The sequence below is a fragment of the Microbacterium sp. Y547 genome (assembly GCF_057669785.1).
Genome location: NZ_JBYHFN010000005.1, coordinates 191,149 through 204,161, shown reverse-complemented (window position 1 = coordinate 204,161; position 13,013 = coordinate 191,149). Strand labels below are relative to the sequence as shown.

The 13,013-nt window shown below is 69.1% G+C and carries 8 protein-coding genes and 1 tRNA gene; 7 read left to right on the top strand and 2 right to left on the bottom strand.

All coding sequences use genetic code 11. The features are described from left to right. Positions 1–4: 4 nt before the first annotated feature. The 4 genes from AC25Y0_RS10225 to AC25Y0_RS10210 all read left to right on the top strand — a co-directional run bounded on the left by AC25Y0_RS10225 (position 5) and on the right by AC25Y0_RS10210 (position 5,285). The gene (locus AC25Y0_RS10225) at positions 5–1,072 is read left to right on the top strand and encodes an aldo/keto reductase (protein WP_488134587.1); all 1,068 of its coding nucleotides are present in this window, start codon (positions 5–7) and stop codon (positions 1,070–1,072) included. After that, a complete protein-coding gene (locus AC25Y0_RS10220; protein WP_488123867.1) occupies positions 1,069–2,001 on the top strand; it encodes a 4-(cytidine 5'-diphospho)-2-C-methyl-D-erythritol kinase in 933 nt (310 codons plus the stop codon). Before AC25Y0_RS10225 ends, AC25Y0_RS10220 begins: the two co-directional genes overlap by 4 nt. Before the next feature lie 33 nt (positions 2,002–2,034). Then, entirely contained in the window at positions 2,035–3,363 is a 1,329-nt protein-coding gene (locus AC25Y0_RS10215; RefSeq protein WP_488123868.1) for a GNAT family N-acetyltransferase, read from the top strand. Between the two features lie 122 nt (positions 3,364–3,485). Beyond that, positions 3,486–5,285, top strand: coding sequence for an ABC-F family ATP-binding cassette domain-containing protein (locus tag AC25Y0_RS10210; RefSeq protein ID WP_488123869.1), 1,800 nt, complete (start codon positions 3,486–3,488; stop codon positions 5,283–5,285). Between the two features lie 47 nt (positions 5,286–5,332). On the opposite strand, the gene AC25Y0_RS10205 is transcribed toward AC25Y0_RS10210, so the two are convergent. Beyond that, on the bottom strand, positions 5,333–7,513 hold the full coding sequence (locus AC25Y0_RS10205; protein WP_488123870.1) for a CocE/NonD family hydrolase: 2,181 nt from the start codon (positions 7,511–7,513) through the stop codon (positions 5,333–5,335). 395 nt (positions 7,514–7,908) lie between these two features. Here AC25Y0_RS10205 and AC25Y0_RS10200 point away from each other — a divergent pair, with 395 nt between their 5' ends. Beyond that, positions 7,909–10,734: a M64 family metallopeptidase gene (locus AC25Y0_RS10200; RefSeq protein ID WP_488123871.1), complete on the top strand. Its 2,826-nt coding sequence runs from the start codon at positions 7,909–7,911 to the stop codon at positions 10,732–10,734. A gap of 233 nt (positions 10,735–10,967) precedes the next feature. Further along, positions 10,968–12,338, top strand: a complete 1,371-nt coding sequence (locus tag AC25Y0_RS10195; protein ID WP_488123872.1) for an NAD(P)-binding domain-containing protein — start codon at positions 10,968–10,970, stop codon at positions 12,336–12,338. A 43-nt stretch (positions 12,339–12,381) separates the two neighbouring features. On the opposite strand, the gene AC25Y0_RS10190 is transcribed toward AC25Y0_RS10195, so the two are convergent. Then, complete coding sequence (locus tag AC25Y0_RS10190; protein WP_488123873.1) at positions 12,382–12,879, bottom strand: MarR family winged helix-turn-helix transcriptional regulator; 498 nt, start codon at positions 12,877–12,879, stop codon at positions 12,382–12,384. Between the two features lie 62 nt (positions 12,880–12,941). Between AC25Y0_RS10190 and AC25Y0_RS10185 the strand changes: the two genes are divergently transcribed. Further along, positions 12,942–13,013: transfer RNA gene (locus tag AC25Y0_RS10185), tRNA-Gln, on the top strand.

Genomic DNA, 13,013 nt, shown 5'->3' with positions numbered 1-13,013 from the left:
ATCTGTGAGCGACGTGCCCTCCCGAACGCCTGACGGTGGAGACCTGCACCGTCCCTATACCGCTGCCGCGGACCGCTATCAGGATGTGCCGTACCGCCGTGTCGGATCGTCCGGGCTCGTCCTGCCCCCCGTGTCGCTCGGTCTGTGGTGGAACTTCGGCGACAACATCGCCTTCGACGATCAGCGCGCTCTGCTTCGCCACGCGCTGGACAGGGGCATCACGCACTTCGACCTCGCCAACAACTACGGCCCGCCGTTCGGCTCGGCCGAAACGAACTTCGGCCGCATGATGCGTGAGGATTTCGCGCCCTACCGGGACGAGCTCATCATCTCGTCCAAGGCCGGTTATCGCATGTGGCCCGGTCCCTACGGCGACGGCGGATCGCGCGGCTACCTGCTCTCCAGCGCCGACCAGTCCCTGCAGCGCATGGGTCTGGACCACGTCGACATCTTCTACTCGCACCGGTTCGACCCGCACGTTCCGCTGGAGGAGACGATCGGAGCCCTCGACACGCTCGTGCGCGCGGGCAAGGCGCGCTACGTCGGGGTGTCGTCGTATGACGCGCTGCAGACGGCGCAGGCCGCTGCGATCGCGCGGTCGATGGGTACGCCGCTGGTCATCCACCAGCTGTCGTACTCGGTCCTGGACCGCTGGATCGAGGACGGCTTGACGGACGTTCTGGACCAGGAGGGAATGGGCGCGATCGCGTTCGTCCCGCTGGCGCAGGGCCTGCTCACCGACAAGTACCTCGCGGGCACCCCCGCCCAGCGGTCGCAGAAGCGCGCATCGCTCCCTGACCGTCCGCTGACCCCCGCCGGCCTGGCGCGGCTGCGGGGCCTCGACGAGATCGCGCAGCAGCGCGGCCAGTCGCTGGCCCAGCTGGCGCTGCAATGGGTGCTGCGCGAGAGTGTCGTGGCATCCGCTCTCATCGGTGCGTCCCGCCCCGCTCAGATCGACGAGAACCTCGCCGCCCTCGAGGGCGCGCCCTTCACCGCTGACGAACTCGCCCGCATCGATGCGCTCGGCGAGGGCGGTCAGCGAGACCTGTGGCAGGAAGCGGAGGACACGTGACGCACGCATTCGTGAACGACGACGTGCGTGTGCGCGCGCCCGGCAAGCTCAACGTGTTCTTCGAGGTCGGGCGCGTGCAGGAAGACGGATACCACGACGTCGCGTCGGCGTACCAGGCGGTGTCGCTGTACGAAGACGTCGTGGCCTCGCACTCCGACGAGTTCACCATGTCGGTGTCGGGTTCGGTCGATGTCACGGGCGTGCCGCTGGATGACCGCAACCTCGCGGTGCGCGCCGCGCGACTGGTCGCGCAGAGGGCGAACTACACGGGGGGCGTGCACCTCGACATCGTCAAGCATGTGCCGGTCGCCGGAGGCATGGGCGGCGGCTCGGCCGACGCCGCCGCCGCGCTCGTCGCGTGCGACGCCCTGTGGGGGACCGACCTCGGCGGTGCCGAGCTGCACCGCCTCGCCGCCCGCCTGGGCGCCGATGTGCCCTTCGCTCTGCTCGGGGGCACGGCGGTCGGCACGGGCCGGGGCGATCGCTTGAGTCCCGCACTCGCGAAGGGGCGGTTCGACTGGGTCATCGTGCCCTCGGACGACGGCCTGTCCACGCCGCGGGTCTATGGGCACCTCGACGAGCTGCGTGAAACCACAGACGCCCCCCGTCCGGACCGCACGCCTGACGTCGCGCCGCCCGTGCTGCAGGCGCTGCGCGCGGGGGATGCCGCGGCGCTGGCAGACGCGCTGAGCAACGACCTGCAGACGGCGGCGCTGTCGCTGCGACCCGACCTGCGCGAGCTGCTCGAACTCGGCGAGTCGAGTGCGTCGGCGCTCGCGGGTATCGTGTCGGGATCCGGGCCGACGATCGCCTTCCTTGCGAGCGATGCCGAGGGGGCGATCGACCTTCAGGTGACGCTGTCGGCCGCGGGCTATGACGCCCTGCACGTGCACGGTCCCGTCGCGGGTGCCCGCGTCGTCCACACCTGACCTGTCGACCGCGACCTACCGAGGAGAACGCCCATGAACCTGTTCGACGACGCCGCCCGTGCGGCGTTCCGCGAGGGAGCAGCGGATGCCGTATCGGCCGAGCGGCTCGCCACGAGCGGGCTGGAATATCGCCGCGTCGCCGTCGACTCCGACGGCTTCGCGCCGTGGCTGCAGGTCGTCCGCCGCGGGTTCCAGGACGGCGAGCGCACCGACGAGCAGGTCGCGGCGGTCCGCGAGCGCAGTGGGTACCGGCGACTGACGGGCGTCTACGACCCGACGGCGCCCATGGCCGACGCGCCCGTCGGCACGATCGCGTCGTGGATCTCCGAGCTCACGGTGCCCGGTGGCGGCGGCATCGCCTCGTGCGCCATCTCGGCCGTGACGGTCTCGCCCACGCACCGCCGCCGCGGGATCGCGCGGGCGATGCTCGAGGGTGAGCTGCGCGCCGCGCGGGATGCCGGTGTGCCGGCGGCGATGCTCACGGTGAGCGAGTCGACGCTCTACGGCCGCTACGGCTTCGGACCCGCGGCGATGAGCGCGTCGGTGCGGATCGAGACGGCGCGCGCCGGATGGATCGGACCGCGCCCCGACGGGCGGGTCGACTTCATCACCCGCGAGCGGGCTCGCGAGCTCATGCCCCTCGTGCACGAGCGGTCGCGCCTGCGCGTCGCGGGCGAGATCGAGATCCCGGACTCCCACTGGGACGGCTTCGCCGGTACGCGCCCCGACACCGAGAAGGCCCGCGACAAGCGGGCCGTGCAGTACACGGATGCTGCGGGCGAGGTGCGCGGCGTGGCGGTGTACGCCGTCCGCGAGAACCACGACGACTTCACGAAGGCGACGGCCTCGGTGCACTACCTCGTCGCGGACGGCGATGACGCGTACGCGGCGCTGTGGCGGTTCCTGCTCGAGCTCGACCTCGTGGCCGAGGTGCGCGCCGAAGAGGTCTCGGTCGATGAGCCGCTGCGGTGGATGATCGCCGACCAGCGTGCGGCGGTCGTGACGGTTCAGGACCACCAGTACGTGCGCATCCTCGACGTCGAAGGGGCCCTCGAGGCACGGCGGTATGCGTCGCCGGGCCGGCTCGTGCTCGAGGTCACCGACCCGCTGGGCTTCGCGGCGGGGCGATACCTGCTCGATGTCGCCGACGACGGCGCGGCCCGGGTGTCGCGTGTCGACGGTGACGCACCTGTCGACGCGCTTCCGGTCGCGCTCGGTGCCGCTGAGCTCGGCGCGGTCTACCTCGGCGGGGTCTCGCTTGCGACCCTCGCCGCCGCCGGACGGGCCGAGACCCCCGACCCGATCCGCGCCGCGGCGATCCTGTCGTGGCCGTCGTCGCCCCGCCTGTCGTTCTGGTACTGACCCCGTAGGCCCTCACCGCGCGCCGGCGGGCGGCCGTCCGCCGCCGTGAACATCGGGTGAATCCCGCAGCCTCGGCCCCTGGTGCACTCTCGGGCTCACGGGGGGCATAGCCTGGAAGGAATATGGCGCATCTTCTCGGGGCGGAAGCCCTGCACCTCGAGTTCCCGACCAAAGTCGTCTTCGACTCCGTCTCGCTGGGCATCGACGAAGGCGATCGGATCGGCGTCGTCGGCCGCAACGGCGACGGCAAGTCCAGCCTTCTCGCGATGCTCGCCGGCAGACTCGAACCCGACGGCGGCCGGGTCACCGTGCGCGGCGGCGTGCGCGTCGGCGTGCTCGATCAGTCCGACACGCTGGGTGAGACCGGCACGGTCGCCGAAGCCGTCGTCGGCGACACGCCCGAGTACGAGTGGGCGGGCTCGCCGCGCGTGCGCGACGTCATCTCGGGGCTCCTCGCCGACATCGCGTGGGACGGTCCGGTCGCTGGCCTGTCCGGCGGTCAGCGCCGTCGTGTCGCGCTCGCGCAGCTTCTCGTCGGCGACCACGACGTGATCTTCCTCGACGAGCCGACGAACCACCTCGACGTCGAGGCGATCGCCTGGCTCGCCGACCACATCAAGCGCCGCTGGCCGGCCAATCAGGGCGGACTGCTCGTCGTGACGCACGACCGGTGGTTCCTCGACGAGGTGTGCACGGCGACGTGGGAAGTGCACGACCGCATCGTCGAGCCCTTCGACGGCGGGTACGCCGCGTACATCCTGCAGAGGGTCGAGCGCGACCGTCAGGCGGCGACGATCGAGGCGCGGCGCCAGAACCTCGCCCGCAAAGAGCTGGCGTGGCTGCGACGAGGAGCCCCCGCGCGCACGTCGAAGCCGAAGTTCCGCATCGACGCCGCCAACGAGCTCATCGCCGACGTGCCCGAGATCCGCGACAAGACCGAGCTGCAGTCTCTCGCCGTCACCCGGCTCGGCAAGGACGTCGTCGACCTGCTCGACGCGTCGGTCTCGTACGGCGACCGTGAGGTGCTGCACCCCGTCGAATGGCGCATCGCGCCGGGGGAGCGCACCGGCATCCTGGGTGTCAACGGCGCCGGCAAGTCCACCCTGCTCGGGCTCGTCTCGGGTGAGGTCGAACCGACGACGGGCCGCGTCAAGCGAGGCAAGACCGTCAAGGTGGCCACGCTGACGCAGCGCCTGGACGAACTCGAGGAGCACCTGAACGACCCGGTCCGCGTCGTGATCGCGAGCTTGCGGACGTCGTACACGTTCGGCGCGGGCTCGAAGGCGCAGGAACTCACCCCCGGTCAGCTGCTCGAGCAGATGGGCTTTTCGAGCGTTCAGCTCTCAACGCCGGTCAAGGACCTCTCGGGCGGCCAGAAGCGGCGCCTCCAGCTGCTGCTGATCCTGCTCGAGCAGCCGAACGTGCTGATCCTCGACGAGCCCACCAACGATCTCGACACCGACATGCTCGCCGCCATGGAGGACCTCCTCGACACGTGGCCGGGCACGCTCCTCGTCGTGAGCCACGACCGATACTTCATCGAGCGGGTCACCGATCAGCAGTTCGCGATCCTCGGCGGGCGCCTGCGTCACCTGCCCGGCGGCGTCGATGAGTACCTGCGCCTGCGCGAGCGCGAGCGCAACGCTCCTGCAGCGGACCGGGCTGCGGCATCCGCTGACACACCGGATGCACCGCGGCTGGGCGGCGCCGAGCTGCGGGCCATGCAGAAGGAGCTCGCCTCGCTCGAGCGTCGACTCGCGAAGCTCGAGCAGCAGATCGCCGCCGCGCGCGCGGCGCTGGCAGACCACGACCAGGCCGACTACGAGGGCCTCGCCGCCGAGATGGCGAAGATCACGGCGCTCCAGGCCGACCGGGATGCCGTCGAGGAGCGCTGGTTCGAGCTGTCCACCGTCGAGGAGTGAGCGGCAGGCGGCGGGGGTGCGAGAGCGCACCCCCGCCGCCTCTGGACTCAGCGCGCCGAGTAGGGCGCCTTCTTGATGACGGTGATCGTCTCACCGTCGACGACACCGGTCACCGTGACGGTCGCCTCGCCCGCGCCGACCGAGGTCGCACGCGTGTTGAACGACACGCTGACGGTCTTGCCGGACGCGACCGAGGCGAACCTCTTCGTGCCGAACTCCGTCTCGACGGTGATGTCCACCGCGCCCTCGGCGTCGTTGCCGACCGTGACGCTCACGTAGGCCGTGCCGCCGAGCGTGCGCGTCGTGGCCGTCGCCGCTCCGGCGAGCGCTTCGACCCCGGCATCCGATGCCGCCTGGGTCCCGCCGACGACGGGGAGGCTGATGCGGCTCACCTTCGTGTCGACGGTGATCTCGGGGCGGGATGCCAGTGTCTCGACCGAGTACGACCGGTACGAGCCGACCAGGATCACGCCGATGCGGTTTCCCTCGGTGAACGTGTAGTCCTCGGGGAGCATCGGGAAGCTGAGGCTCTCGGGCACACCCGGCACGAGCGGCGTCGCCTCCTCGAGCGAGAAGCGGTTGCGGGCATCCATCGCGCCCTTCGTGACGCGCCACTGGTCGGTCGTGATGGGACGGTAGTCCACGATCCGGTAGCAGGCGTCATCGTGCTCGGACGCCTCACCGTGGCACGTCTCGGGTGCCGTCGTGTTCTGCCGGATGCCGTCGCCGGTGCGGTCGTTCTGCCTGCTCGGGCCGTACTCGACGAGCATCGCGCCGACATAGGCGACGTCCTGGCTCGAGGCGGCCGTCAGCTCGACGACGGGGGTTCCCGAGATGCGCAGATCCCGGGCGAGCGGCTCCGACAGGAAGGCCAGCCGCGATGCCGACGTCGCCTGCGGGTTCGCCATCGCCTGCGCCTCGGTCTGGCGCGAGTCATCGACGAACGAGGCCGACGACGCTTCGCCCGGAGCGGGGGTCAGGGCGAACGACCCGGCCCCGTCTCCGTTGTGGCGAAGATAGAACTCCACGTGCTCTGTCCCTGCGATGGGCCAGTCGGCGTGCTGCTCCCACTCGCCGCCGGCGACCTCGACATCGACCATCGGCTCGTCGTCGATGCCGTTGTCGATGCCGTGCAGGTAGTGGTCGAACCAGCGGTGCAGGGTGTCGACCCATTCGCCGCGGCGGAAGTCGAAGGGCTCGATGTGGCCCGTGCGTGAGAGCCACATCTTGCGCTCGACGTCGTGGGCGCCCAGGGCTGCCCACATCTTCGAGGCGTGATCGGCGCGCACGTTCTCCTCCTGCAGGCCGTGCACGAGGAAGACCGAGGCGGTGACCTTGTCGACGTCGTCGAGGTAGTTGCGCTCGTACCAGAACGGCGAGTAGTCGCCGTTCTCGTCGCCGTCGGCGGCGTCGATCTCATCCCACACCGGTGCGCACCGGGCCTGGCGCGCGCGGTCGTCGTTCGTGATCGTCGTGGCGAGGGACCGCAGGTAGTTGCCCCCACGCTGCACGAGCCCGTTCGTGCGGGTGTAGTCGTAGTAGTTGTACGGCCCGCCGATCGGCACGACGGTCGCAAGACCCTCGACGCCCGAGACGGCGGCTCCCATCGCCAGCGCGCCGTCGTACGACTTGCCGATCATGCCGGACTTGCCGTTGTGCCAGTCCACGACGACGGGGTCGCCGTTCGCATCGACGGCGGTGTTGCGACCGTTGAGCCAATCCACGACGGCGGGCCCCGAGAGGTTCTCGGACTCGCCCTGGATCGTCGGACACCCTGTCGATCCGGCGGTCCCGGTCATGTCCACGAGCGCGACGGCGTATCCGCGCGGCACGAAGTAGTTGTCGTAGTACAGCGGCCACCGGTCGTTGAGCCCGTCGCCGTCGACATCGGCTTTGAGCTCGGACTCGTTGCCGCGTCCGAGCGTCGTGTAATAGGGGGAGTTGTCGATGATGACCGGGGCTTTCAGGCCGTCTTCGGTCGCGGCCGGGCGCATGATGTCGACTCGGATCACGTCTTCGACGCCGTCGCGGTCGCTGTCGATGCCTGCCTTCACCCAGACGCGCTCGCGTACGGCGTCGGCATAGCCGTGCACCGGCTGGGTCACGCCGTCGGCGACGACGATCTCGGGGGGCGCGGTGGTGCTGGCGGTCGCGGGGTGGGTCGCCGTGGCGGCGACGAGGCCGGCGCACACCAGGGCAGCCGCGGCTGCGGGCGTTCTGAGTCTCACGGTGGAGGGTCCCTTCTTCGACGATGTCGGGGTCCGTGCACGTGCCCGCCTCACCGCGGGCATCGTGCGTAGCGGTTGCGTTGATCGACGGGATTCCGTGGTGCTGTCACGACGTCGTGCCGCGTGGAATCCGTCGACGGTGCCCGAATCGTCGCAGGGCCATCAGTGATATGTCAAATATTACTAACCGCGGGCGTCCGTCCGTGGTCGTTGTCGGAGCGCTTCAGTAGTGTGTAACACGTCACCGGGCGCCCGCCCGGAGACCCCTGCACCCCTACGAAGCGGTGTGGATCCGTGATGGCGCACCGACGCGTCCCCGGAAGAGGAAGGTTCACGTGTTGAAAACCCCCAGAAGAGCGTCATCGAGGATCGGCGCGGTACTCGCGACGGTCGCGATGACCGCAACGCTCGTCGTCGGCGGTGCCGCGACAGCGACGGCGACAGCGGTCGACCCGCTGCCCGAGCCAAATGTCGTGCCGATCCAGGTGACCGGCGACCCCAGCGAGCGATTGAACCTCGTCGTCTTCGGCGACGGCTACCAGGCTGACCAGCAGAGCCTGTTCATGGCCGACCTCGACCGCAACCTCGGCGTGCTGTGGGGGACCGAGCCCTTCCGCAGCTACAAGAACTACATCAACATCTACGCCGTGCAGCTCGCCTCGATCGACTACGGCGTGCACTGCGACCCCGACGGCCGTGTGCGTCACCCCGACGGCACGATCCGCGACACCGGCGAGCGTGAGGGACCCCTCGCCACCAAGAACACGGCCCTGCGCCTCACGCTGAGTGGCTGCAGTGACCCGCTCGCCCGGGGCATCACCTACGGCCGCGCCCCCGTCGACTGCGCGTCGCAGGCGGGCCGCTACCCCGAGGGCGTCAACCCCTGCGAGACGGGCATCGAGGCTCAGCGCCGGATCCTCGACGACTACGTCGCTCCGCTGCTGGGCATTCCGCGCACGGCGCAGAACGTCCAGACGCTGGCCTTGGCCAACACCTTCACGTACGGCGGCATCGGCGGACGCGACGCGACGACCTCCGCGGGCTCCCCGCAGGGACCCGTCGTCTCGCTGCACGAGCTCGGCCACTCGCTCGGCACGCTGCGCGACGAGTACCCCTACAACTCGCGCGACATCGTCCGTTCGTGCTACACGGGTGCTGAGTCGGGCACGAGCTTCCACCACACGACGTACACGTCCGAAGAGCAGATGATTGCCGACCAGCACAAGTGGTTCCGCTGGCTCGGCGAAGAGAGCCGCTCAGGCGGCCGAATCGGCCTCTACGAATCCGGCGGCCTGTACCCCTGTGGCCAATTCCGCCCGAGCGAGCACTCGATGATGCGCTGGGTCGGATACGACTTCGATCAGATCGGCCTCGAGCACATGGTCGCCCGCATCACGGGCCTGCGCGACTCGGGCCAGATGGTCGTCACGTCGACGCCCGAGGGCGTCGTCCCCGCCGACAGCGCCCTGTGGACCGAGTCCGGCCAGCCGCGCTTCCACGAGCTCACGGTGACGTGGCGCAACGGCGGTCCCGAGGGCGAGATCATCGCCTCAGGCCCCGAGCGCAGCCTCGATCTCGGAGAGCTCGACCTGCCCGAGGGCACGATCGTCCACGTCGAGGTTCGTGACCCCGTCGGTCCCGACGGCATCGACTGGGTCCGCATCCCGTCGACGAACAACACGGCAACCGACTCGGGATACAACGGTCCGCGCTTCGTGCAGACCCGTCAGTGGACCATCGGCGCAGAGGCCGTCGTTCCGTCCGCTCCCGGTGCAGAGATCACCTCGGCGAGCCTCACTGCCACGCCGCTCGCACACGACGAGGTCGTCTTCGTCCGGACGAACCACCCGAGCGACCGCATCCCCACGGTGACGTGGAAGATCGACGGCGTCGAGGTGCAGTCCGGCACGCGCACGACGCTCGATCTGGGCGCTCTCGATCTCGGTTCGGGAACCTACGACCTGACGGTTTCGGTCACCGACCCGGCACACCCTGACGTCGCTCCGGCGACCCAGGCGTGGAAGATCGACGCCGTCATGCCCACCGCGCCGCGGACGCTGTCCGAGTCGCTTGCGACCTCGACGACCGACGCGCACCCGATCTACTTCGGGGGATGGGACATGAAGCTCGACCCGACGGATTCCACCGTCGGGTACGACAGCGAGCGCTACGTCGTCGGCCAGTTGCGCCTCAACGGCGACGGATGGCTCGACTACTCGGGCTTCCCCGAGCAGCCGATGCCCGACTCGCCGTTCCGCTTCCGTCACTCCGGCACCGACCTGAAGGCTCTCACCTACGGGAACCTCGGCTCGGGTGGACTGAGCAAGGCCGCGTTCGAGCAGACCCTTCCGGATGACCACCCGCTGGGCGGCTTCATCCCCGGGTTCGGTACGCACCTCGTCGAGCACCGCGCAATCGACGCCGCCGGCAACATCGGCGATGCCGACTCGTACACCGCGACGGCACTGCCCGGCGAGGCTCTCGAGTGCACTCAGACGCTGACCGGCTCGCTCGAGTCCGTGACGCTGACCGAGGGTGCCACGTGCATCACGGATGCCGACATCGCCGGGGCCCTCACCGTCGCCGACGGTGCCTCTGCCCTGGTGACCGACACGGTCATCTCGGGCGCACTCGCCGTGAACGACGCCGAGACGTTCCAGATCTTCGGATCGACCGTCGAGGGCGCCGCGACCATCAGCGGCGTCGAGCGCGACGTCACCGCGGCGGGCACGACGTTCCGTCGTGGCGTCGAGCTGTCCGGCAACACGCAGGTCACCGCCAACGAGCGCTTCAGCAGGCTCGCCGGTGCGTACGGTCCCGTGTTCGCAGGCAACACCGTGTACGGCACGCTCACCTGTGACGCGAACAGCGCCGCGCTGAGTGACTTCGGCGCGACGAACGCCCTGGGTGGCGCGACGGTCGGTGACTGCGGAGAGCTCGCAGACTCGCTCACCGTCACGGCCGGCACCGCGACGCGCTCGCTCGGCAGCACGGCGTACGTGACCGTCTCGGTCACGAACGACGGGGATGCCCCGGTGAACATCAACGTCGCGACGGCCTTCGGCAAGAAGTCGTTCTCGTCGGTCGCACCGGGCAAGACCGTCGCCGTCTCGCTCAACTCACGGTCGGCGTCGGTCGCCGACGGTGAAGCGACCGTGACGGTGACGAACCTCGAGACGGGCGAGACCTTCACGGTCTTCACCCCATATCAGGGCTCGTAGCCGATCCTCTCCAGAACACTGCGCGGGTCTGTCCCTTCGGGGGCGGGCCCGCGCAGTGTTTCGTGGTGACCGTGACCTCTGGAAAGGGCCTCTGATCGCGTGCTTGATACCCTGGAAAACGGTCAGCACCGATACCCGAACGGTGCGCGTGGTGCTTCTTCCCCGTGCCGCAGCGGTGCCGACGTATGCGATGACGCAGATGCAAATGACACGTAACTAGAGGATACGAATACATGAGAATAGCGATTATCGGCGCCGGTCCCAGTGGGATGGCGCAGCTGCGAGCCTTCCACGCGGCAGAGCAAGCGGGCGCAGAAGTTCCCGAGATCGTCTGCTTCGAGAAGCAGGAGGACTGGGGCGGCCAGTGGAATTACACGTGGCGCACGGGTCTCGATGAATTCGGCGAGCCGGTCCACTCCAGCATGTACCGCAACCTGTGGTCCAACGGCCCCAAGGAAGCCCTGGAGTTCGCGGACTACAGCTTCGATGAGCACTTCGGAAAGCCGATCTCGTCCTATCCGCCGCGTGAGGTGCTGTGGGACTACATCAACGGCCGCGTCGAGAAGGCCGGCCTGCGCACAGCGGTGCGCTTCAACACGGTCGTTCGCTGGGTGGACTACGACCCCGAGACCGAGACGTTCACACTCGCGAGTGAAGACCTCGTCAAGGGCACGACGACCAGCGAGCAGTTCGATCGCATCATCGTGGCGTCCGGTCACTTCTCGTTCCCGTCCCAGCCTGAGATCGCCGGTGTCGAGACGTTCCCCGGCATCATCATGCACGCGCATGACTTCCGTGGCGCGGAGGCGCTCAAGGACCGCACCGTCCTGGTGGTCGGCTCGAGCTACTCGGCCGAGGACATCGGCAGCCAGGCCTACAAGATGGGCGCCGGCCGCGTCATCGCGAGCTATCGCACGCAGCCCATGGGATACGACTGGCCCGAGGGGTTCGAAGAGCGTCCGCTCATCGATCGCTTCGAGGGATCGACGGCGCATTTCTCGGACGGCAGCGTCGCCGAGATCGACGCGGTCATCCTGTGCACGGGCTACTTGCACAAGTACCCGTTCCTTCCCGACGAGCTCGCCCTGGAATCGCGCAACTGCGTCTACCCCGCGGGGCTGTACAAGGGTGTCGTGTGGCAGGACAACCCGCACGTGTTCTATCTCGGCGCGCAGGACCAGTGGTTCACCTTCAACATGTTCGACGCCCAGGCCTGGTTCGTGCGCGATGTCATCCTCGGCGGCATCCGGCTTCCGGATGCCGCGACGCGGCAGATCGACATCGATCAGTGGCTCGCGCGGTTCCACGCGATCGCCAGCGCCGCCGATGAGATCCGCTTCCAGGGCGACTACATCCGTGACCTGATCGATGCGACGGACCACCCGATGTTCGACATCGATGAGGTCGTCGAGATCTTCCTGGCGTGGAAGCACGACAAGGCCGAGGACATCATGGGCTACCGTGACCGCACTTACCGCTCGGTCATGACCGGAACGATCGCCGTGCAGCACCACACGCCGTGGATCGACGAACTCGATGACAGCCTCGAGCGCTACCTCGACGAGTCGGCCGGCGCTGACCTCGCGGAGTCCGTCGGACGCTGACCTGTGGCATCCGGGCCCGGTGGTGACGCCGGCCCGGATGCGCTCAGCGGTCGAAGCCGAGGCTCAGCTTTCGCAACAGCCCGGCGAGGCGATCGCGGTCGGCGCGGGAGAGAGTCGCGAGCAGCGTCGCCTCGGCGTCGACGAGGCGCGTGATGGCCGCATCGACGCGCAGGCGTCCGTCATCGGTGATCGTGACGAGGATGCTGCGCCCGTCGTCGGGGTCGGCTTCGCGTCGCACGAGCCGCCGCGCCACGAGCCGATCGATGCGGTTCGTCATCGTGCCGCTGGAGACGAGCGTCTGCTGCAGCAGTTGCTTGGGGCTCAGCTGAAACGGCTCACCCGCGCGCCGCAGAGCCGACAGCACGTCCCACTCCCACGGCTCCAGGTCGCTGCGGCGGAACGCATCGCGACGCGCGCGATCGAGGTGGCGAGAGAGCCGGTCGACGCGCGAGAGCACTTCCAGCGGCGAGAAGTCGAGGTCGGGGCGCTGCGCGACCCACGCCTCGACGATGCGATCGACTTCGTCCGACTTATCCGCCACCCGCCCATCATCCCATCCGCCTTCCACGTGGCAGACTTGTCGGGTGCCGCGGTGGCGGCCGGTCCGCCGTGGTGTAACGGCAGCACGACAGCCTTTGGAGCTGTTAGGCCCAGGTTCGAATCCTGGCGGCGGAG

What these genes read in the sequence shown, in the direction of transcription:
- AC25Y0_RS10215 (WP_488123868.1), top strand. Translation starts at nt 2,035, where the DNA reads ATGAACCTGTTCGACGACGCCGCCCGTGCGGCGTTCCGCGAGGGAGCA.
- AC25Y0_RS10210 (WP_488123869.1), top strand. Translation starts at nt 3,486, where the DNA reads ATGGCGCATCTTCTCGGGGCGGAAGCCCTGCACCTCGAGTTCCCGACC.
- AC25Y0_RS10200 (WP_488123871.1), top strand. Translation starts at nt 7,909, where the DNA reads ATGACCGCAACGCTCGTCGTCGGCGGTGCCGCGACAGCGACGGCGACA.
- AC25Y0_RS10195 (WP_488123872.1), top strand. Translation starts at nt 10,968, where the DNA reads ATGAGAATAGCGATTATCGGCGCCGGTCCCAGTGGGATGGCGCAGCTG.